Here is a 19256-nt window from a genome sequence, read left to right as displayed (position 1 = left end):
GTCAGAAGTCGTGCTCGGACTCGGTCGCGCGGCGACCCTGCCCGCCCGGGAGGCGCTGCAGGTGGATCTGCCGGGCCAGCCGGATCACGGGACGGATGAGCAGCTCGACGCTGCCGATCACGAAGAACCACGTCCCGGTGTAGGTCCAGGATTCGGAGAAGAACATGATGCTGCCGACCAGGAACCAGATCGCGACGAGGATGTCGTTGACGATCGACAGCGCCTGGTAGCGCCGTCGGATGACCAGCTCACGATCTCCGAGGGTGAGGACGAGCGGGTGCGGGGTGTCCGTCGGCGGCATGACGGCCGAGTTCCCGCCCGGGCCGTCGGTCAGCCGTCTCTCTCGTCACCGCGTCGCAGCAGGTGGCCCGCGGCGACCAGCGCCGCGATCGAGAACAGGTCGGCCACCGTGAGCCCGTGGCGCGTGGTGATCACGAGCAGGGTCGGGCCCTCGACGGCCTTGTTGACCACCACCCACACCCCCGCCGCGACGACGAGGAGCACGGCGAGGACCCGACGTCGGGCCGGGGAGAGCGAGGAGCGGCCGGGCGGCACCTCCCGCGCCCGGTCGTCGGGCGGCACGGGCAGGGCCCAGCCGAGCACGGCCACCGTCGTCGCGATCACCACCACGTGCGCCACCGCGGAGAGGAGGCCGACGAGCAGCCGGCTGCTCAGAGCGGCGACCACGTCGGCGCCCAGGGACACGACGGTGACCGCGGCGACCGACCACGTCAGGACCGCGCGTGGACGCCGGGCCCGCCGGCGCACGAGGTACCAGCAGAGCGCTCCGAGCAGCGTGCCGACCAGCGCGTAGGACACCGTGACCAGCGGGGACAGACCGGGATAGCGCCAGGGCCGCAGCCCGGCGGAGGAGGCCGCGAGCACCACCCCGACGCCGAGCGCCGCGCCGAGGACCGCAACACCGAGGATCGCGAGCACCCGGGGCACCACGGGACGCTGCTCCTCGACGCGGGTCATCCCCCGATGATCCCCCGGCCACATCCGGCCGGGTCGTCGGCGTCACGTGCCCGGGCACCCGCCGTCGGGAAACCCGTTCCATGGAGACGCACGGCCGGCGCACCCGCCGGCGCACGGTGACCGTGCACGGCGAGTCGGTCGGGTTCTGGGAGTCGATCCCGGCCCACCACGTCGGGCCCGACCACGACGGGCCGTGGACCCATCCCGACGGCGAGGTCGTCCTGCTCGTGCACGGTATCGCGGGCAGCGCGGCGACCTGGGGTCCCGTGCTCGCCGAGCTCGCCCGTCGCCGTGACGGCCGGCACGTCATCGTCCCCGACCTGGTGGGTCACGGGTCGTCCTCCGCGCCATGGGCCGACTACTCGCTGGGCGGCTACGCCACCGGCCTGCGCGACCTGCTCGCGGTCCTCGGCTACGACCACGCGGCGGTCGTCGGGCACTCGCTCGGCGGCGGGGTGGTGCAGCAGTTCGTGCTGCAGTTCCCCGAGCACTGCGACCGGCTCGTGCTGGTCGCGTCCGGCGGCCTCGGGCGTGAGGTGAGCCCGGTCCTGCGCGCCGCGACCCTCCCCGGCGCCGAGTGGGTGCTGCCCGTCCTCGCGAACCGTCAGGTCGCCGCCGGGATCGACCGGGCCGTGCACACGCTGCCCGGGCTCGGCCTGCTGCGGGGCTCGGTCGGCGAGTCGGCCCGGGCGTTCGCCTCGCTCGCCGATCCGGACCACCGCCGGGCGTTCCTGCACACCGCCCGCAGCGTCCTCGACCCGGGCGGACAACGGGTGCGCGCGACGGAGCGGCTCTACCTCACCGAGGGCCTGCCGACCCTCATCGTCTGGGGCACGGCCGACTCCATGATCCCCGTGGCGCACGGCCACCGGGCGCACACCCTGATCCCGGGGAGCCGGCTCGAGCTGTTCGAGGGCGCCGGACACTTCCCGCACGCGGACGACCCGGCCCGGTTCACCGCGCTGCTCGTCGAGTTCCTCGACGGCACCGAGCCCGGCCACCGCAGCGTCCGCGAGCAGGCCGCCCGCATCGCCGCCCACGCGGACCTCGAGCCCGCGCCGGGCTGACCGCGGTCCCGACGACGGATGCTTCGCCCGGACTGCGGTGTGTCGGGGCTCACGCGACACGTCGATGACGATCCGGCGCCCGGCGTGTCGTAGGGGGAAATCGCCTCGTGGAGTCCGTCCGGGTCATGCGCCGGACACGAGGCGGACGACGAGCCACTCGAACACACGGGAGGACAACCATGTCGGATCGACACGTACGCGCGGTGGACGACGGCTGGGCCGTCGAGAAGACCGACGCCAGCCGGGCGAGCGCCGTGCTCGCGGTCCAGGCGGAGGCGATCGCCCGCGCGGTCGAGATCGTGGCCAACGACGGCGGCGGGGCCGTCATCGTCCACGACCTGGACGGCAAGGAGGTCGAGCGGCGCACCGTCGAGCGGGCCGCCGACGACGCCGGCGCGATCGCCACCGAGCTCGCCACCGCCGTGACCGGCAAGAAGGGCAAGGAGACGGCGAAGGCGGCCGGCAAGGCCGTCAAGGAGGACGCGGAGGAGATCTCGGCCGACGCGAGGACGGTCGGGAAGAAGACCGCCGGGCAGGCCCAGGACGGCGCCGAGAAGGTCGCCGCCACCGCGGCCGCCGCCGCCGACGGGGTGGCGCAGGAGGTCGAGGAGGTCCGCTCCGGCACCAAGTCGGCCCGCTCCGCCGCCCGCGACGTCTCGTCGATCGCGCAGACGACCGGCCGCCAGGTCGCCGACCAGGCCGACCGCACCGGCCGTCAGATCGCCGGGGAGGCCCGGGGCCTCGGCCGCCGTGCCGCGTCCGTCGTCGGGGAGACCGCCGAGGACGCCGGCGAGCGGCTGGTGGACGCCACCGACCGCGCCGCACGCGAGGGACAGCGGGCGCAGCGCGAGCTCGACTCGGTCGCCGACCGCACCGGGAACGCCATCCACGCCGCCACGGAGGCGGCCGCGACGCCGTTCGACCGGCTCGCGGTGCTCCTGAACCCGGTGCGCGTGACCGGTCGGGTCGTCGGCGCGGTGGCGACCGGCGGCCTGCGGCTCGTCGGCCTCGGGGCGGCCCGCGGCAGCGCCCAGGCCGAGCGCGGAGCGCGCAAGCTCGCGAACCGCTGACGACGATGCTCCGATCGGCGCCGGACCCGACACGGGTCCGGCGCCGATCTGTGTCCGGGTCCCGTCCGTCGGGACCGGGCGCTCGGCGCCCCGCCGCGACCCGGTGCACGCGCCGATCACCACGGACGGCCCAGTCGTTCTCACCCGGCCGTGTGATCGGTGGCACGCAATGGGAGAGCGTTCAACCATCCGGGTACTGGATTGCTGAGGCGTGGCTCGGGCAGCGGGTCACGACCCAGTGGAAGGTCATGGTGGACCGGGTGGAGGCGTCCCTGCTCGATCCGGATCCCCCACCGGACGCGCCCCCTGCCGGCGCCGCCGCGGGCAGCGCCGCCTCGACCAGGCCCGCCCCGCGCGGGCCCGGGGACGACCCGGACGTCGACCGGTGGCTGGTCGGTCGCGTGGTCGCCGGGGACGTCGAGGCCTACGAGGAGCTGCTGCGCCGTCACCGCGACCGGATCTACCGGATCGCGTTGCGGGTGCTGGCCGACCCCGCCGACGCCGACGACGTCACCCAGGACATCGCCATCCAGCTCTGGACCGGCCTGTCGAGCTTCACCGGCAGCGCCGCGTTCACCACCTGGCTCTACCGGGTGGTGGTCAACCGGTGTCTGAACCTGAGGCGGCGCCGGCGGCGTACCGAGGAGCTCACCGAGGCCACCCACCCCACCGCGCCCGGCCCGGAGGCCCGGGTGGTCGCCGGCCAGGAGTTGGAGGCCGGGATCGCCGCGCTGGCCGACATGCCCGAGGAACTCCGGGTCGCACTCGTGCTGATCCAGCTCGAGGGGTTGAGCTACGCCCAGGCCGCCGCGGTGCTCAAGGTCCCCGAGGCCACCGTCCGCGGCCGGCTGGCGCGCGGCCGCGCGCAGCTGGTCAAGTCGATGAGGAGCTGGTCATGACCGACGGGCCCGCTCCGGGCACCCCCGCCTCGTCGGAGTCGGCGGTCGAGTTGCTCGACGCCGAGTCCGTGCTGCCGTGCGGGCGGGACCCGCAGCAGCTGCTCGACCAGGTCGCCGAACACGGCGCCGAAGCTCGGGACGACCACCAGCGCGGCTGTCTGCACTGCCAGGCCGCGCTGGCCGAGTTCGACCGCCTGTGGGCACCGATGCGGAGCGTGGCGGCGGACCGGCCGCAGGCCCCGCCGGGGGTGCTCGACTCGGTGCTCTCCAGCATCCGCGGGGTCAGCGAGGACCCGGAGTTCGCCCGCCTCGACGAAGGGTTCGGGCACACCCGTATCTCCGGGCGGGTGGTGGCCTCCATCGCGCGGCACCACGCCGCGCGGGTGGCCGGGGTGCGCGGCGCGTTGGGCAAGCTCGACCGGGCCGGGCATCGTCACGGCGACCCGGACCCGCAGTATCCGGAGACCTCGGTGCACGCCGCCCAACCGGCGGACATGGCGCGTGGACCACGCGCGAGTGCGGGGGTGGCCGGGGCGTCGACCGCGATCGAGATCGTGCTGGCCGCCGACTACGGCCGCGACCTCGTGGCGCTCGCCGAGCAGGTCCGCGCCGCCGTCGTCGCCGGGGTCCGGGCCTACACCGGACTCGAGCCGGTGTCGGTCTCCGTCGTCATCGACGAGGTCCTGATGCCCCGGGATCCGGCGGGAGAGCCAGCTCACTCGAAAGGTGCGTGAGGATCGTGCGCGACCAGGTGTCTCACCACTGAGTTCGACGGGCAGGGCCGCCCACCCGGGGCGGCCCCCGTCGACGCGAAGGAGGACACCGCGATGACCACCCCGGCCACCACCCCGAAGGCCACCGGCGCGCTCGAGAGCACCCAGGGCAAGACCACGATCGCCGACGCGGTCGTCGCCAAGGTCGCCGGTCTCGCCGCCCGCGAGGTGAACGGCGTGTACGGCTTCGGTGGGTCCGCCGCCCGCGCCTTCGGCGCCATCACCGAGCGCATCCCCGGCAGCCGCTCGTCGGTCACCCAGGGCGTCTCGGTCGAGGTCGGCGAGCGCCAGGCCGCCGTCGACCTGACGATCGTCGTCGAGTACGGCGTCGCGATCGCCGAGCTGGCGCGCTCCGTGCGCCGCAACGTCATCTCCGCCGTGGAGCGGATGACCGGCCTCGAGGTCACCGAGGTCAACGTCGACGTCGTCGACCTGCACCTGCCCAGCGACGACGACGGCGCCGACGAGACCCCGGCCGAGCCCGCCCGCGTGCGATGAGCTCCCCCGGGCCCCACTCCACCCCCGCGGTGATCGACGGGCTCGACGTCGACCGGATCGCGGCCGCGGTGCAGGCCTGCCCCCTCGTGGCCGGCCTGCACCCCGGAGCGCACGGCGCCGTCGCCACGTTGCTCCCCGGACGACGGGTGCCGGGCATCCGGGTCCTCGAGGTCGACGGCCGCGCCGTCGGACTCGAGATCGCGGTGACCGCGCCCTACGGCGCGGTCCTGGACCGGGTCGGCGAGCAGGTCCGCGCCGCTGTCGCGGCGCTCGCCCCCGGCCTCCCGGCCGACGTCACCGTCGCCGACGTCATCTGACCGAGCGGGCGCACCGCGCCCCACCCCCCTCCCGGAGAAGGAGATCCCATGTTCACCACCAACACCGTCCTGGGGCTGGCCATCGGCATCGCCCTCGGCTTCGCCGGCGCCTTCGGCGGCTTCGGCGCCTTCCTGCTGGTCCTCGTCCTCGGCGCCGTGGGCCTCGCCGTCGGCCGATGGCTCGACGGGCAGCTCGACCTCGCCGAGATCTCCGACCAGCTCCGTGGTGCCGACCGGGGGAGGAACCGACTGTGACCGCGGCGACGACCGACCTCGATCCCGTCACCACGCCGGTGTCCGTGCCCGCGTCCGCCGATGACCGGGGAACGCTGACCATCGCGGACTCGGTCGTCGAGAAGCTCGTCGTCGCCGCCGCGGCCGAGATCGAGGGGGTCGACACGACCTCGAGGTCGGGCACGCTCGGCCGCTCGGCCCGGGCCGGAGTACGACGCAGCGGCGACCAGGTGGAGGCCGACCTCCAGACGGCCGTGCGGTACCCGTACGGCCTGGCCGCCACCGCCGACGCCGCCCGCGATCGGATCCGCACGCGGATCGACGAGTACACGGGACTGCAGGTGACGCGGATCGACGTCACGGTCAGCGTGCTGACCGGCGCCGCGCCGCGCCCGACCGGGAGGAAGGTCTCATGACCCGCCGACCCCGCCGCACCGTGCCCGCGCTGCTGGTGGCCCTCGTGCTGCTGGCCCTCGGGGCCCTCGCGGCGACCAGTGCCATCCAGACGCTGCTCGGCCGCACGCCCGTCGTGTCGCTCGACGCCGTGCCCTCGGCCCTGTCCGGGGTCGCCTGGGAGTCCCCGGCCGTCCTGATCGCGGCCGGTGCGGCCGCCCTCGTCGGCCTCGTGCTCCTGCTCGCGGCGATCCTGCCCGGGCCGTCCCACGTGCTGCCCCTGTCCACCACCTCCGGGCCGGCCCCCGCCACCACCGGCGACACCGGCGAGTGGGGTCCCTGGTCCGGCGGCGGCGTCGAGGAGGCCGGCTGGCACCGCCACGACCTCGGCGTCCGGCTGCGCCGCCGCGCCCAGACCGTCGAGGGCGTCACCGGCGCCTCCGCGACGGTCCGGAAGCGCAGCATCAAGGTTATCGCCCGGACCCACCGGGCGACCACCGACGAGCTGCGCCAAGCCGTCGAGTCCGCCCTGTCCACCGACCTCGACACGCTCGGTCTCGCCCGTCGTCCGCGGCTGCGCGTGAGCGTGTCCTCCACCCGCAAGGAGCGGTGATCGTCATGGCTCGTGGCCGTGCCACCAATCCGCCCGCCCGGCTCAACCGCAGCCTGCTGGCGGTGATCGGGATCGTCCTGATCGCCGCGGCACTGCTGGCCGCGGGCATCTCCACCGGGCAGCTCCCGCTGATCGCGTCGAACGCCGCGGTCGTGCCGTCGTCCTCGCTGCCCTCCTGGGCCGCCTGGGTCGTGGCCGTCGTCGGCATCGTCGTGGGGCTGCTCGCCCTGCGCTGGCTGATCGCCCAGGCCCGGCGCCGGCCCGCCGGCTCGCCGTGGTCGGCCGAGTCCGCGGGACCCGTCGAGGGCCGCACCACCGCGTCGTCCTCGGTGATCGCGGACGCCCTGTGCGACGACCTCACCGCCCACCCCGCGATCGCCGACGCCACCGCGCGGCTGACCGCCCCCGGCCCGCGTCCGACGCTGTACGTCGAGCTCGCGGTCGACGCGGAGGCTGACGCCGCGGCCGCCCGGGCGCACCTCGAGCAGCACGCCCTGCCGCGGCTGCGCACCGCACTCGGCGCCGACACGCTGCCCACGCAGCTGCTGCTGCGCACCGGGCGCGGCGGCCGGGACGAGCGGCGGGTCGCGTGAGCGCCCGACGGGCCGCGGTGGTGACGGTGGCCCTCGCGGCCCTGCTCGGCGCCTGCGCCGACACCCCGTTGGTGGTGCCCCCGAACACCGGGGCACCGACCTCCACCGCCGCCCCGTCGGCCACCGCGGCTCCCGGTGCCGGCCAGGCCCCGGGCGCCTCCCCGGTACCGGCCGCGCCGACCGCACCCCCGGCGACCGCGCAGCCGGCCACCTCGCCCGAGGCCACCGCGGCCCCCTCCGGCCGGGTCCTCGATCTCGGCGACGGGGCCGCCACCACGCTGACCGTCTCCCCCGTCGACCAGCGGGCGGTGGTGACCCTGGTCGGGTCCGGGTCCGGGTCCGCCGCGACCGTGCAGGTGAACCCGGACACCGCGGCCGTCGCCACCCGCTCGACCGTGACCGGCAGCCCGCGGGCCGCCGTCCCCAGCACCGACCGCTCGGGCCTCGTGCTCGCGGACCCGTCGAGCGGACTGGTCGGGGTGGCCCTGCCCTCCGGGTCCGACACGAACGCCCCGCAGGGCGCGCCGACCGGACCGCAGGCCCTCGCGGTCGGTCCGGCCGGGGAGCTCCTGGTCGCGGCGACCGGGGTCGCCGGCGACGCGCGCCGCGAGGCCGCCGGGGTGGACGTCGACGGCAGCCTCACGGTGCTGCGCGACGGCCGCGCGGCCGGTCGCGTCGGCGGTCTGGGCCGCCCGGTCGCGATCGCCGTGGCCGGGGACCGCGTGGCGGTGCTCGACACCGCCCGCAACGTGGTCCATCTCGTCGACCTCGCCACGCTGCGCGAACAGACCTCCGTGCCGGCCGGCGACGGTCCGACCGGCGTGACGATCGACCGGCACGGCCGGCTGCTCGTCACCGACACCCGCGCCGGGGTGATCCGGCGCTACGACCTCAGCGGGCAGAGCCCGGCGCCCCTGGCGCCGATCCAGCTCGGCGCGTCGACCGCCCCGTACGGGACGGCGTACGACGCGACCACCGACCGCCTGTGGGTCACGCTGACCGGGACGGACCGCCTCGTGGCGGTCGACCTGAGCTCGGTGGACCAGCCGCGGGTGGTGCTCGACCTCGCGACGATCGCGCAGCCCGACCTGATCGCCCTCGGCACGGGACGGGTCTACGTCGCGAGCCCCCGCACCGGCCAGCTGCAAATCACGCTGGCCTAGGTGCAACACGTACCCCTGGACGGGGTACTAGCCAGCCAGTGGCGGTGAGCAGAGCCGCCAGGAGAGAGGAGTCCACATGAGCGCGGACGACAAGGCCGGCAACAAGATCGACGAGCTCACGGGCAAGGTCAAGGAGACCGTGGGCAAGACCGTCGGCAACGAGAAGCTCGAGGCGGAGGGTCGCGCCCAGCAGGGCAAGGCCAACGTCAAGCAGGCCGGCGAGAAGATCAAGGACGCCTTCAAGTCCTGATCGCCCCCACTCCGGACGGGCCGTCCGTCACCCTCGAAGGCGACGGGCGGCCCGTTCGTCGTTCCCCGGGTCCCGACGCATCGGGACCCCGGTCACCGAAGGATGGTCAGGCGTTCGCCGGACCCCACTGCGGCGGGGCGCTCTCGGCCTGCATCTCCATCTCGGCGGTGGCCTGGACGAGCTCCATCAGGTCCGGGTCGAGACCCGGGCCGAACTCCTCCGGACGCTCGACGGCGATCCCCGGGAACGGGATGCCCTCGGGCGCCTGCTCCATGGACATCGAGGTCCCGTCCTTCGACGGCGAGGTGCCCTGGATGATCCGGCCCGCCTCGGAGAGCTGGTCGAGGCTGAACGTGTACTGCTTGGACTGCAGACCCTGGTCGGTGAGCTGCTTGACCTCGGGGAACTGCTCCGCGTTCGTCTTCGGGATCGGCAGGAGCTTGTTCCACTCCACCCCGAGGCACTCCAGCGCCTTCGCGTAGGAGTTCTCGTGCGCCTGGTCCCGGACGATCAGGTACGCGATCGTCGACCGCGCCGTCTTGTTGTCGGTCATCTCGTAGAGCCGGCACTTCTGCAGTCGGCCGGTGGACTCGAGCATGAGGTTGTAGAGCAGGTTCAGCGGCAGGTTGCCCGAGTCGTAGACGTACTTCCCCGTCCACGGGTCGCCCTGCGCGTCCACCGGCAGCGCGCCCTGGGCGCCGACCAGCCAGTGGTGGATGTTCCCGCCCGACAGGGCGATGTTCAGCGGCGTCGCGCCCCCGGCGCCGGGCTCGTCGAGGTTCGACGGGTTGCCCTGGTAGCGCGGCGACCCGTCCACCAGCTGCGCGATGGTGGACGCGATCAGCTCGACGTGGCCGATCTCCTCGGTGCCGATGCCGTAGAGCAGGTCGCGGAACGGCTTGCCCGTCGGGCCACGGAAATTGAAGCTCTGGAACAGATACTGCATCATCGTGCGCATCTCGCCGAACTGGCCGCCCAGCCCTTCCTGCAGGGCGTTCGCGGCGGCCGGGTCCGGCTCGTCGGGGGCGATCTCGTTGAGCATGCGCTGGACGTGAAGGAACACGGTGGAGCCCCTCGGGGACATGAAGGCACTGCGACGCGTCCGGGGCTGGAACGGCGTCGACGACGCGGCGCGGATGGACGGCGGGGGCGGTCGGGCAAACGCCCGGATCTCCCCCGCCGTCCGGTTCAGCGGTCCCCGGGGGGCTCCGGGTCGGCCGCCTCGCGGTCGTCGGCCGGGTCCTGGTCGGCCGGCACGGTGTCCAGCGACCGGTCCTCGGCGTCGTCGTCGGGCGGGGGGTCGGACGGGCTCGTCATCAGGGATCTCCTCGGGTCGACGGGGGACGACACGAGCGGATGGCCGACCGGGGACCCGACCCAACCGTCCGGCTGTGGCGGGTGCGCTTGCCCGATGACGGGGCACACGGTCTACTGACCGCTCGCGCGTGTCAGCGGTCGCCGCTCCACCCCGGGGGCGGCCGATCGAGGGGTGTGACGGCCGGCCTCCGGTGCCGGCCCGGCGGCGCGCGCCCGCGCCGTGCAGCGGGAGATGAGGACGACGGTGCCCGACGAGCCGCAGGCCACGCTCGCGGAGGTGATCGACCTGCTCGACCGGGTCGGCGCCCGACTCGATGCCCTGACGGGCACGCCCCCGGACGGTGCCGCCGTACTCGCCGAAACCGGGGCGATGCACCGCACGCGGGCCTCGCACGCCCAGCAGCGGACGCAGGAGATGCGGGAGGGCCTCGAGGAGGTCCGTCGTCGCGCCGAGGCCGTCGCCGCCGACATGCGCGACCGCCGGGACCGGCGGGACCGGCGGACCCGCGACGACGAGGCGCCGGGCCCCGTGGCCACCTGGTGGGACGCGGTGACCGCCGCGGCGGACCGGCTCCTCGACGCCCGTCTCGAGGACCCCGACGACGTGCGGCACCGCCTCCTCGAGGCGGCCGGGTCGGCGGTCCCGGCCGCGGCCGGTGCGGGTCTCGTGTGGTGCGGCGACGGCGGCGTGTTCGAGGCGCTCCACCGCGACGACCCCGTGCTCGACGCCCTCGCGGAGCACGTCCGCCGCAGCAGGGGCGGACCCGCGACGGCGGCGCTCGCCGAGGGCGTCGTCCACGTCCCCGATCTCCGCCACGACCGACGCTGGCCGGGCCTCGCCGCCGATGCCGAGCGCGTCGGCGCGGTCAGCCTGCTGGCCGTGCGCCTCACCGTGGCGGGCCAGGACCGCGGCCGTGACCGTGGGCCCCACGTCGCCGCGGTGTTCCACGCCCCGCGGCCGCACGCGTTCGGGGTCACCGCCGTGACGGCCGGCCGGCTGTTCGCCCGCCAGGCCGCGATCCTCCTGCTCGGCTCGCGGCGGGCCGCCGGGCTGCTGCGGGCCCTCGACAGCCGCGACGTCATCGGTCAGGCCAAGGGTGTCCTCGTGGCCCGGGACGGCATCTCGCCGGACGAGGCCTTCGCCCGGCTGACCGAGGCCTCCCAGTCCACGAACGTGAAGCTCCGCGACGTCGCGGCCTGGTTGGTGGACCAGACCTGGCGGCCCACGACGGAGTGAGTCCCGCTGTCCGGGTGGCCGCCGACCGTCAGGCCCGCAACGTCCGGCTCGGCGACACGCCGTAGCTCTCGCGGTACATCGTCGCGAACCGGCCGGGGTTGGCGAAGCCCCACCGGGCGGCGACGGCCGCGACGGTGTCGCCGCGCGTGGGGTCGGCCGTCTCCAGGTCGCGGTGCGCGCGGGCGAGCCGCACCTGGCGCAGGTAGGCCATCGGGGACCCGCCGCGGTGCCGGTTGAACGCCAGCTGCAGCGCCCGGGGTCCGATCCGCGCGACCCGGGCGATCTCGTCGAGCGTGACGTCCTCGCAGGCGTGGGACTCGATGTAGTCGACGGCCCGGCGGAGGGCCGCGGGTTCGGCCTCCGACCGCTCCTCGCGCAGCGGCGGGACGAGGGCCGAGACGATGTGCCGGGCCACGTCGACGACGGGCTCGTGCAGGGCCGTCGCCGTCTCGAGCAGCACCTCGAAGGCCTCGGGTTCCGCCAGGTCGAGGTGCCGGGCGAGGACCGTGGACGCCCCGGTCAGGTCGGGGGCCGGGACGGCCTCCGTCCGCTCGAGCTGCAGCGCGACCCCGCGGACCACGGCGCGCGCGGTCCCGTCGACGACCACGTCCTGCCCCCACCCGAGGACCAGACCCGCGCGATCGCCCACGGCCCGCAGCAGCAGCGTCCGCGCCCCGGCGGCCCGGGCCGCGGCGCCCCAGGTCGGGTCGTCCGGCGCGCCGGACACCGTCACCTCGGCCGTCCCCCCGGCGAGCGCGGTGCGGACGGCGGCGTCGACCGCGTCGACCGCGGTCGCCGCGAGGGCCCCGGCGGAGGCCGAGACCTCACCGGCGGGGGCGACGAAGCGGCACCAGGTCACGCCGGGCGTCACCCGGCGCGCGAGCTCGACGAGGCGGTCCCGCCGGTCGCCGGACGGCCGGACCGCCGCCGCGGTCCGCGCGGCGGCGAGCTCGGCGGGCCCCCCGTCGGCGTCCGGGAGCGGGGACGCGGTGACCGTGGCCGCGACGTGCCGGATCAGCTCCGAGCGGCGCGCGAGATCCCGGGCCCGACGACGGACCTCGGCCACCTCGTCCCGGACCCGGCGGGCCTCCACGCGGGCCAGGTGGGCCCGGCCCTGCCGGATCGTGCGGTTCTCCTGCGCCGATCCGTCCTCGCCGGCGAGCCGGTGGAACGCATCGAGGCGTTCGGACACCGTCTCCAGCATCACGACGAGCCCGGCCAACCCGTCGTCGATCCCCTCCCGATCCACGTCTCCACTCTCCTCCCCTGACATCCGTTTCGTCACCTTGCGTGCGCCGAACCGACATCGCGTTGGTCCATCAGGATGATGGCGCCGTCCGGACGCCCCTGGCGCCCCACGAGGGGCGAGACCCCGATGGAGAGCTGGACCGTGCGACCCCGGCGGTTGATCGCCTCGACGCGCAACGGATCCTCGCGGACGCCGTCGCCGTGCAGGACCTCGCGCACCAGGGGACGGAGCCGGTCGGTCGCGAGGCCGATGTCGAGGTTGAGCAGGTGCTGCCCCACCGCCTCGTCCGAGCGCAGTCCCCACAGGTCGTCGGCCTGGCTGTTCCAGGCCTGGACGATGAGCTCGCCGTCGACGACCACGACGGCGGTGCGCAGACCGCCGAGCACCGACTCGAGGAAGTCGTTGGCCCGGTCGAGCTGCGAGGTGCGCTGGCGCATCTCGTCGTTCATCGACTGCAGCTCGTCGTTGGTGGACTGGAGTTCCTCGTTGGTGGTCTCCAGCTCCTCGACGGTGGACTGCAGTTCCTCGTTGGTGGTCTCCAGCTCCTCGACGGTGGACTGGAGCTCCTCGTTGGTCGTCTCCAGCTCCTCGACCGTCGACTGCAGCTCCTCGTAGGCGGTCTCCACCTGGCGGTGCGCCGCCTGGAGCTCCCCGGTCATCCGCCGGTAGCGGGTGACGTCGGTGAAGAACAGGGCGACCGCGGGGCCGGTGTCGACCTGTCCCTGCAGCGGCACGACCTGGATATCGAAGTAGAGGGTCTCGGTGGACGAGCGCGCGAACTCGGCCTCGTGCTGCCAGAGCGCGGTGCGGTTGCGGCGGACGTCCTCGTAGGACGACCGCAGCCCCGCGATGCGGTGGCAGAGCTCCAGCTCGGTGAACCGGCGCCCGATCTCCCGGCTCGTCACCCCGAGCTGCGCCTCCGCCCGCCGGTTCGCCGTCGCGACCACCTCGTCGGCGGTCACCACCAGCGTCGCGAGCGGGCTGAACAACAGGGCCTCGTCCTCGACCTGCGGGTCGGCGACCGCGCTCGACGCCTGGAGGCGACCCACGGGGCCGACGCCGCGTCCGCTGGGGTCGACCTGGTCGGCCTTGCGGAAGAACCGGCGCTTGAGGTCGACGGGCAGGAAGAGGCGCCCGTGGCTCAGGAGCATCTCGGCCTTGCCCAGGAACAGCACCCCGGCCGTGTTCAACGCGAAGTGGAACCGGCGCAGCACGCGCGACTGCGTCTCGGCGTTGAGGTACATCAGCGTGTTGCGGCAGACCAGCAGGTCCAGCCGACCGATCGGCGCGTCCTGGACGAGGTCGTTGCGGCCGAAGATCACGCAGCGCCGGAGGTCGCTGCGGAAGGTCCAGCGGGAGCCGGTGCGCTCGAAGTAGCGCTCCCGCCACCCCGCGGGCAGGGCCGCCAGCTCCTTCTCGGCGTAGGTCGCCTGGCGGGCCGCCGCGAGCGCGTCCTCGTCGACGTCGGTGGCGTAGACCTTCACCCGGGCGCGGAACTCCTCGATCCCGAGCGCCTCGGCGAACACCATCGCGAGCCCGTAGGCCTCCTCGCCGCTGGCGCACCCGGCCGACCAGACCCGGACCGCCTCGCCGCGCGGCTTGGGGGCGAGGAGCTGCGGGACGATCTGCTCCGCCAGTTCCTCCCACGCCTCGGTGTCGCGCAGGAAACCGGTCACGTTGATGAGCACGGTGTTGAACAGCTGCGTGAACTCCTCGGTGTCCACCTGCAGCAGGTCGAGGTACTCCGCGAACGTCGCCACGTCGACCTGCTGCATCCGTCGCGTGACCCGGCGACGGATGCTCGAGCGCTTGTACCCGGTGAAGTCGAACCCCCGGCTCTCCTTGAGGAACGAGAGCAGGGCCTCGAACTCGACCTCCTCGGCCGGGGTGAGCGCGGGCCGGTCGCCGGGGAGCCCGCTCTCGGTCGCGTACTCGTCCTCGGCGTCGTCGTCGGTCACCACGCCTCTCCGTCCCCGGGGCTCGACAGCAGGTCACGCACCACGGCCGCGGAGGCGAGGGCGTCGTGTGCAGTCTCGCGCGCCCGACCCGCCAGGCGCGAGGAGCCCCGCCCCTCGGCGTTGCGGGCGATGCGATGGTGGAGGGCGGCCTTCTCCTCGAGGGCGCGCAGGGCGGTCTCGAGCGCCCGCTCCGCCCCGGCGGTCTGCGCCTGCCGCAGGCTCTCCTGGGTCCAGGCGTGCCCGATGCGGCACCGGTAGCGCAACAGCTGCGGGGGCCCGTCCGCCCCGTAGAGCGGGCCACCGCAGTCGGGGCAGGACAGACCCGCGGCCTCCCGGAACGGCTCCGAGCCCATAGGGCGTCGGCCGAGGGCGACGTCGACCTCCTCGGCGAGGCGCTCGCTCCCACGGCCGACGTCGTGCAGCGGCCGGGCGAGGAGCGGGAGCAGCGCCCCGGCCAGCTCCGTCGCAGGGCGGACCACGGCGCCCGGCACCTGGCGCAGCGCCGCGTCCGGCATCGCGTCGAAGGCCGCGTCGGCGGGCTCCTGCACCGCGGCCGCGCCCCCGTGCCGGACGATCTCGAGGAGCCCCGCCGCCCCGTCGTCGAGCATGCCGCTCAGCACCACCCCGATCGCGCCCGCGCCCACCTCGAGCGCGAGGGAGCGGAAGAGCGGGTCGATCGCGGGACGGTGCCCGTTCTCGCGCGGCGCGCGGGTGACGCGCAGCGTGCCCTTCTCGAGCAGCAGGTGGTGCCCGGGCACCGCGACCTGCACCAGGCCCGCGGCCGGGACGTCGCCGTCGGACGCAGGTCGGACGGGGAGGTCGGTCCGGCGGTCCAGCAGGTCCGCCGTCCGTCCCGGCGCGCTGTCGGACTGGTGGATCACGACGAGGACGGCGGCCGGCAGCGAGGCCGGGAGTCCGGCCAGCACCGCGCCGACCGCCTCCAGGCCGCCGGCCGACGCGCCGATGCCGATCACCCGCGCAGGGTCGGTCTCGCCGGGGCTCATCGGTCGTGCCGGACTGAGGGGAAGGGCATGGTCACGGGCTCCTCCGGACGACAGGCGTCGGGCCGGGCTGGAGCGGGTCAACCCACGACGGTGATATCACGGCACGCGAAGTCCGGACGGATCCGGAGACCCGGCTCCGACCCCGCCCGGGGCCTCGCCCAGGAGGTCGGTCACCTCGACCGACCGGTCGGGGTCGGTGCGCACCACCCGCAGCCCGCCGCCGCCGGACCGGGCCCGGTCGCGGGCCGCGCCGAGGATTGCGCGGAGGTCGGGGGTGATGCCGCTCCGGTCCACCGACACCACGACGAGCGCCGGGCTCCGGTCGAGCTCCTCGTCGAGGGTGCGCCGCAGGACCGCGACGTCGGCCCGCCCCGGGACACCGGACACGTGGATCACGACCCGACCCGCAGCCGGGCGCCGGACCACCAGATCGACCGTGGGACTGGGCACCCGCACGATCCCTCCCCTCGCCGTGGTCGGCGGCTGGGGGGTCAACCTCCGCCCATGGTGGCACGGCCGGACCGCGATCGGGGTGTCGATCCGTGCGTTGCACGGCTAGGCTGTGCGCCCCAGAAGACTCTGTTTCACCAGTGAGGCGGGAATCGCAGCCGACCCCCGGGGGCGACGATGCAGCCGCGACAGACTCTCCTTCCAGCCGTGCCCGTCGAGACGCCCGCGGTCGAACTCGCCGTCGCCGCGAGTGCACTCAACGCCGGTCTGAGCGACCGTGAGGACGCCCTGGCGGCGACGCTCACCGCGATCACCTCGCTGGCGCTGCGGATGGCGCCCGGCGCCGAGTGCGCGGGTCTCGTCCTCTGCCGTCGGGGGCATCCGGAGCCCGCCGGCTCTCCGACGCCCGCCACCGAGTTCGACCGCCTGCAGATCGACCTGGGCGAGGGGCCCGCCGTCGACATGCTCCGGGCCGCGGGTTCCGCCGTCATCGAGGTCACCGACCTCACCGGCGCCGACGCGCGGTGGCCCGCGTTCGCCCCGGCGGCCCGGGAACGCGGGGTCACCGCCCTGCTCTCGATCGCCCTCGTGCCCCGCGACCGCCCGCTGGCCGCGCTCACGCTCTACGCCCGCGACAGCGCTCTGCCCGGGACCGCAGCGGCCCAGCTGTCCGCCTTCGCGATGCCCGCCGCCATGGCGCTGCACGCCGCCCGCCGCATGGCGGGGCTCGACCAGGCCGTGTGCTCGCGGGACCTCATCGGGCAGGCCAAGGGGGTGCTGATGCAGCGCGACGGCATCGGGCCCGACGTGGCGTTCGACCGGCTCGTGGCCGCCTCGCAACACACCAACCTCAAGCTCCTCGAGGTCGCCCGGTGGCTGGTGGAGGACGCCGCGCGGGGCTGAGCCGGACCCGGGCGGACCGGGGCGCCGTGCGATGCTGGGTGGACCAGCGACGACCGTCCACCCCGCGGCGCCGTCGACACCGGACCGACGTGCGACCCGGGCGTTGCCTCCCGGCCGCGCCCGTGGAGAGGACCGGGGATGGCTGTCGTCGGCCTCGTCGCGGTCGCGCGCCGCACGATGTTCGACGAGCCCTGCGCGGTGCTCTCCGACGACGGCGACGTCCCGCGGCTCATGACGGTGCCGCTCGGATCGGGGGAACTGCTGGGACTGGTGCGCCTCCTCGACCCGTGGCTGGGGACGGTGCCGGCGGGACGGGAGGTCACCATCCGGATCGTCCGGGACGACGGCGGGCTGTGTCCGGTGGTCGAGGTGGTGGAGCAGACCGACGGGCTGGTGCCGGCCCCCGCCTCCGGCCGGGCGACCTCGTGGGTGGAGGCCCTGAGCCTCGCGCACCGGACGAGGGTCCCGATCCGCATCGACGACGCGTTGTTCGAGGCCTGCCGGATCGAGCCGTGCGACATCGACCGCGTCGTCCCGCTCACCGACCGTCCGCCGCTGGTCCCCACCGCGGCGCAGCAACGTCGCCTCGCCCGGGCGTTCTCCGACATCACCCGACCGCCGGACTGACGCCCCGGCGGGGCGCCGTTCAGCCCCGGTGCGCGGCGCGCGGGCCGCCGAACCCGAACCCGCCGCCGAACAGACCGCGGCGCGGGCTGCGGCGCGGCCCCGTCCGGGGGGCGACCGGCTGGCCGAGGGCGAACCGGATGAGCTCCTCGTTGCCGGTCGCGATCCAGATCCCGTCCGGACCGTAGAGGGTGTCCTCGAACCCCATCCGGGTGTCGAAGCCCTGGCGGCGCGCGTACTCCAGCACGGGCCAGGCGCCGTCCTCCTCGCCGTGGAGCAGCACCGGCACGGGCACCGGCATCGGCTGCAGCGCGCGCAGGAGGCGGACGGCCTCGGCGACGGCGTGGTCCGGGTCGGTCACGGTCACCTCGACCGCGATCCGCACCGTGTTGACCGGCACCCCGGCCAGGCGCAGCTGGACGGCGTCGCCGGTGGTCCACACGCCGAGCTCGATGCCGAGTCCGACGGAGGCGACGGCCTCGCAGACGGACTCCCAGCCGCGTTCGTGCACGCTGACCGCGATGACGTCAGGGCGCTGGTGACGCGGCAGGCGCGCCCACTCCTGGGCGATCTCGGTCCGCCGGAACGCGTTCGGCTCCACCCATCGCGCGAGCGGGACCCCGATCTCGAGCGCGGGTGCGGCCCGGCGGATCGCCCCCACCGTCTCGGCGACCACGGCCGGTTCGAGGCTCTCGCGGCCCTGGTCGTCGCGCGGGTGGACGTGGAAGCTGCGCACGCCCAGGGCGGCGACCGCGGCGGCGTCCCGGGCCAGATCGGCGGCCGTCGCGGGCAGGGCCGGGGTGTCGCCTCCGGCCCGTGCCCCGTTGGGACAGCACTGCAGCACGTCGTTCTCCCCCGTACGGCCGATCCCCCAGGTCCATCCTGGCACCGTCCCCGCTCCGTGGGCCGACGCCCGACGTGAACGGTTCGTCCCGATCGGTGACAGGTCCGGACACACGGGTGCGCGGCACCCGGGGAGGGTGCCGCGCACCGGCGGGGAGGTGACGTCAGCGCAGGCCGACGACCTCCTGAGCGAGGGCCGCGTGCCGCGTCTGCGCCGCGGACACCGCGCTGCTGCGGTTCTTGTGGGCCTCCTCGTAGTGGACCACCGTGTTCAGGGCGTCGACCGTGGTGAGCTGCTTGATCGCCTGCACGGCCTCAGCGGCACCGAGCTTCTCGTACCCGGCGATCGGCAGCTCGGAGGCCTCGAGGGCGCCGAGCCCCGCGCGGGTCTCGTGCACCGAGCGGGCCGTGGCCGCGTCGCCCTGCGCGCGAGCGACGTGCTCGGCACGCTCCAACGAGGCGTCCCGACCGGTGACGAGGACGTCGCGGGCGTTGTCGCTGAACTGCGCGGCCTTGCCGGCGACCTGGGTGACCCCGCTGCGGACCTGCTCCCCCGTGCGCTGGACGCGGCCGAACGCGCGGTTGACCTGGTCACGGGCGAACCGCACCGGGTAGTTCACCGCGCGGGTGACCCCGCCGGCGACGACCTGCGTCGGCGTCGCGCGCAGCGCGGGCGGGCCGCCCAGCGCGTGCTCGGCCAGCACGGTGGTCAGCCACTCGACGGTGGCACGGTGCGCCTCGATGAGCCGGTCGGCCAGCGACCGCACCGAGGTGTCGTGCGCGGACACGGCGAGGGCCGCGGAGGTAGGTCGCGCGATCGTGC

At 75.1% G+C, this 19256-nt stretch carries 25 protein-coding genes; 15 read left to right on the top strand and 10 right to left on the bottom strand.

The genetic code is table 11. From position 1 onward, the window contains the following. Position 1: 1 nt before the first annotated feature. Positions 2-301 carry a YrhK family protein gene (locus tag BJ983_RS28985; RefSeq protein ID WP_179796987.1) on the bottom strand — a complete coding sequence of 100 codons (300 nt, stop codon included), beginning with the start codon at positions 299-301 and terminating at the stop codon, positions 2-4. Positions 302-330: 29 nt separating this feature from the next. Continuing rightward, positions 331-978 (bottom strand): hypothetical protein, encoded by a 648-nt coding sequence (locus BJ983_RS28980; protein ID WP_179796986.1) that lies wholly within the window; start codon positions 976-978, stop codon positions 331-333. A gap of 80 nt (positions 979-1058) precedes the next feature. On the opposite strand from BJ983_RS28980, the gene BJ983_RS28975 reads away from it, so the two are divergent. From BJ983_RS28975 to BJ983_RS28920, 12 genes are all read left to right on the top strand, one after another. Continuing rightward, a complete protein-coding gene (locus BJ983_RS28975) occupies positions 1059-2045 on the top strand; it encodes an alpha/beta fold hydrolase (RefSeq protein ID WP_218890535.1) in 987 nt (328 codons plus the stop codon). Positions 2046-2224: 179 nt separating this feature from the next. Beyond that, positions 2225-3115 (top strand): DUF2188 domain-containing protein, encoded by an 891-nt coding sequence (locus BJ983_RS28970; protein WP_218890534.1) that lies wholly within the window; start codon positions 2225-2227, stop codon positions 3113-3115. Positions 3116-3375: 260 nt separating this feature from the next. Beyond that, positions 3376-4014, top strand: coding sequence for an RNA polymerase sigma factor (locus BJ983_RS28965; protein ID WP_343054407.1), 639 nt, complete (start codon positions 3376-3378; stop codon positions 4012-4014). Beyond that, complete coding sequence (locus BJ983_RS28960; RefSeq protein ID WP_179796984.1) at positions 4011-4748, top strand: Asp23/Gls24 family envelope stress response protein; 738 nt, start codon at positions 4011-4013, stop codon at positions 4746-4748. Before BJ983_RS28965 ends, BJ983_RS28960 begins: the two co-directional genes overlap by 4 nt. Before the next feature lie 93 nt (positions 4749-4841). Then, positions 4842-5285 (top strand): Asp23/Gls24 family envelope stress response protein, encoded by a 444-nt coding sequence (locus tag BJ983_RS28955; protein ID WP_179796983.1) that lies wholly within the window; start codon positions 4842-4844, stop codon positions 5283-5285. Beyond that, positions 5282-5602: an Asp23/Gls24 family envelope stress response protein gene (locus BJ983_RS28950; protein ID WP_179796982.1), complete on the top strand. Its 321-nt coding sequence runs from the start codon at positions 5282-5284 to the stop codon at positions 5600-5602. The genes BJ983_RS28955 and BJ983_RS28950 overlap by 4 nt, the downstream gene beginning before the upstream one ends. A gap of 48 nt (positions 5603-5650) precedes the next feature. Beyond that, positions 5651-5857 (top strand): DUF2273 domain-containing protein, encoded by a 207-nt coding sequence (locus tag BJ983_RS28945; RefSeq protein WP_179796981.1) that lies wholly within the window; start codon positions 5651-5653, stop codon positions 5855-5857. After that, positions 5854-6252, top strand: a complete 399-nt coding sequence (locus BJ983_RS28940; protein ID WP_179796980.1) for an Asp23/Gls24 family envelope stress response protein — start codon at positions 5854-5856, stop codon at positions 6250-6252. The genes BJ983_RS28945 and BJ983_RS28940 overlap by 4 nt, the downstream gene beginning before the upstream one ends. Next, positions 6249-6842 (top strand): DUF6286 domain-containing protein, encoded by a 594-nt coding sequence (locus BJ983_RS28935; RefSeq protein WP_179796979.1) that lies wholly within the window; start codon positions 6249-6251, stop codon positions 6840-6842. The genes BJ983_RS28940 and BJ983_RS28935 overlap by 4 nt, the downstream gene beginning before the upstream one ends. A gap of 5 nt (positions 6843-6847) precedes the next feature. Continuing rightward, positions 6848-7435: an alkaline shock response membrane anchor protein AmaP gene (locus tag BJ983_RS28930; protein WP_179796978.1), complete on the top strand. Its 588-nt coding sequence runs from the start codon at positions 6848-6850 to the stop codon at positions 7433-7435. After that, complete coding sequence (locus tag BJ983_RS28925; protein WP_179796977.1) at positions 7432-8598, top strand: hypothetical protein; 1167 nt, start codon at positions 7432-7434, stop codon at positions 8596-8598. Before BJ983_RS28930 ends, BJ983_RS28925 begins: the two co-directional genes overlap by 4 nt. A gap of 76 nt (positions 8599-8674) precedes the next feature. Continuing rightward, the gene (locus tag BJ983_RS28920) at positions 8675-8848 is read left to right on the top strand and encodes a CsbD family protein (protein ID WP_179796976.1); all 174 of its coding nucleotides are present in this window, start codon (positions 8675-8677) and stop codon (positions 8846-8848) included. 106 nt (positions 8849-8954) lie between these two features. Here the strand turns inward: BJ983_RS28920 and BJ983_RS28915 are convergent, their stop codons facing one another. Both BJ983_RS28915 and BJ983_RS31945 read right to left on the bottom strand, forming a co-directional pair. Further along, entirely contained in the window at positions 8955-9911 is a 957-nt protein-coding gene (locus BJ983_RS28915) for a manganese catalase family protein (RefSeq protein WP_179796975.1), read from the bottom strand. A gap of 125 nt (positions 9912-10036) precedes the next feature. Then, positions 10037-10165, bottom strand: coding sequence for a hypothetical protein (locus tag BJ983_RS31945; protein ID WP_281376308.1), 129 nt, complete (start codon positions 10163-10165; stop codon positions 10037-10039). A gap of 232 nt (positions 10166-10397) precedes the next feature. Between BJ983_RS31945 and BJ983_RS31325 the strand changes: the two genes are divergently transcribed. Further along, positions 10398-11402 (top strand): ANTAR domain-containing protein, encoded by a 1005-nt coding sequence (locus BJ983_RS31325; RefSeq protein WP_179796974.1) that lies wholly within the window; start codon positions 10398-10400, stop codon positions 11400-11402. 28 nt (positions 11403-11430) lie between these two features. On the opposite strand, the gene BJ983_RS28905 is transcribed toward BJ983_RS31325, so the two are convergent. The 4 genes from BJ983_RS28905 to BJ983_RS28890 all read right to left on the bottom strand — a co-directional run bounded on the left by BJ983_RS28905 (position 11431) and on the right by BJ983_RS28890 (position 16063). Next, complete coding sequence (locus BJ983_RS28905) at positions 11431-12651, bottom strand: helix-turn-helix transcriptional regulator (protein WP_343054406.1); 1221 nt, start codon at positions 12649-12651, stop codon at positions 11431-11433. A gap of 32 nt (positions 12652-12683) precedes the next feature. After that, on the bottom strand, positions 12684-14612 hold the full coding sequence (locus BJ983_RS28900; protein ID WP_179796973.1) for a CheR family methyltransferase: 1929 nt from the start codon (positions 14610-14612) through the stop codon (positions 12684-12686). Then, positions 14606-15613, bottom strand: coding sequence for a chemotaxis protein CheB (locus BJ983_RS28895; RefSeq protein ID WP_179796972.1), 1008 nt, complete (start codon positions 15611-15613; stop codon positions 14606-14608). The genes BJ983_RS28900 and BJ983_RS28895 overlap by 7 nt, the downstream gene beginning before the upstream one ends. 96 nt (positions 15614-15709) lie before the next feature. Then, a complete protein-coding gene (locus BJ983_RS28890; protein WP_179796971.1) occupies positions 15710-16063 on the bottom strand; it encodes a hypothetical protein in 354 nt (117 codons plus the stop codon). Positions 16064-16270: 207 nt separating this feature from the next. Here BJ983_RS28890 and BJ983_RS32605 point away from each other — a divergent pair, with 207 nt between their 5' ends. Beyond that, on the top strand, positions 16271-16966 hold the full coding sequence (locus tag BJ983_RS32605) for an ANTAR domain-containing protein (RefSeq protein WP_179796970.1): 696 nt from the start codon (positions 16271-16273) through the stop codon (positions 16964-16966). A 138-nt stretch (positions 16967-17104) separates the two neighbouring features. Further along, complete coding sequence (locus BJ983_RS28880) at positions 17105-17593, top strand: hypothetical protein (protein WP_179796969.1); 489 nt, start codon at positions 17105-17107, stop codon at positions 17591-17593. A 19-nt stretch (positions 17594-17612) separates the two neighbouring features. Here BJ983_RS28880 and BJ983_RS28875 read toward each other — a convergent pair whose 3' ends face one another. Further along, entirely contained in the window at positions 17613-18479 is an 867-nt protein-coding gene (locus BJ983_RS28875; RefSeq protein WP_343054404.1) for a 3-keto-5-aminohexanoate cleavage protein, read from the bottom strand. 118 nt (positions 18480-18597) lie between these two features. Then, positions 18598-19221 (bottom strand): hypothetical protein, encoded by a 624-nt coding sequence (locus BJ983_RS28870; protein ID WP_179796968.1) that lies wholly within the window; start codon positions 19219-19221, stop codon positions 18598-18600. Positions 19222-19256: the final 35 nt, after the last annotated feature.

Origin of the sequence: Actinomycetospora corticicola (genome assembly GCF_013409505.1) — a bacterium.
In the GTDB taxonomy this organism is placed as follows: Bacteria; Actinomycetota; Actinomycetes; order Mycobacteriales; family Pseudonocardiaceae; genus Actinomycetospora; species Actinomycetospora corticicola.
This window is presented reverse-complemented; position numbering and strand designations above follow the sequence as displayed.

Excerpts from the sequence above, each read along its gene's own strand:
- BJ983_RS28930 (WP_179796978.1), top strand. The coding sequence starts at position 6,848 with ATGGCTCGTGGCCGTGCCACCAATCCGCCCGCCCGGCTCAACCGCAGC.
- BJ983_RS28960 (WP_179796984.1), top strand. The coding sequence starts at position 4,011 with ATGACCGACGGGCCCGCTCCGGGCACCCCCGCCTCGTCGGAGTCGGCG.
- BJ983_RS28920 (WP_179796976.1), top strand. The coding sequence starts at position 8,675 with ATGAGCGCGGACGACAAGGCCGGCAACAAGATCGACGAGCTCACGGGC.
- BJ983_RS28935 (WP_179796979.1), top strand. The coding sequence starts at position 6,249 with ATGACCCGCCGACCCCGCCGCACCGTGCCCGCGCTGCTGGTGGCCCTC.
- BJ983_RS31325 (WP_179796974.1), top strand. The coding sequence starts at position 10,398 with ATGAGGACGACGGTGCCCGACGAGCCGCAGGCCACGCTCGCGGAGGTG.
- BJ983_RS28880 (WP_179796969.1), top strand. The coding sequence starts at position 17,105 with ATGGCTGTCGTCGGCCTCGTCGCGGTCGCGCGCCGCACGATGTTCGAC.
- BJ983_RS28950 (WP_179796982.1), top strand. The coding sequence starts at position 5,282 with ATGAGCTCCCCCGGGCCCCACTCCACCCCCGCGGTGATCGACGGGCTC.
- BJ983_RS28980 (WP_179796986.1), bottom strand. The coding sequence starts at position 978 with ATGACCCGCGTCGAGGAGCAGCGTCCCGTGGTGCCCCGGGTGCTCGCG.
- BJ983_RS28975 (WP_218890535.1), top strand. The coding sequence starts at position 1,059 with ATGGAGACGCACGGCCGGCGCACCCGCCGGCGCACGGTGACCGTGCAC.
- BJ983_RS28985 (WP_179796987.1), bottom strand. The coding sequence starts at position 301 with ATGCCGCCGACGGACACCCCGCACCCGCTCGTCCTCACCCTCGGAGAT.
- BJ983_RS28955 (WP_179796983.1), top strand. The coding sequence starts at position 4,842 with ATGACCACCCCGGCCACCACCCCGAAGGCCACCGGCGCGCTCGAGAGC.
- BJ983_RS28945 (WP_179796981.1), top strand. The coding sequence starts at position 5,651 with ATGTTCACCACCAACACCGTCCTGGGGCTGGCCATCGGCATCGCCCTC.
- BJ983_RS28970 (WP_218890534.1), top strand. The coding sequence starts at position 2,225 with ATGTCGGATCGACACGTACGCGCGGTGGACGACGGCTGGGCCGTCGAG.
- BJ983_RS31945 (WP_281376308.1), bottom strand. The coding sequence starts at position 10,165 with ATGACGAGCCCGTCCGACCCCCCGCCCGACGACGACGCCGAGGACCGG.
- BJ983_RS28895 (WP_179796972.1), bottom strand. The coding sequence starts at position 15,613 with ATGAGCCCCGGCGAGACCGACCCTGCGCGGGTGATCGGCATCGGCGCG.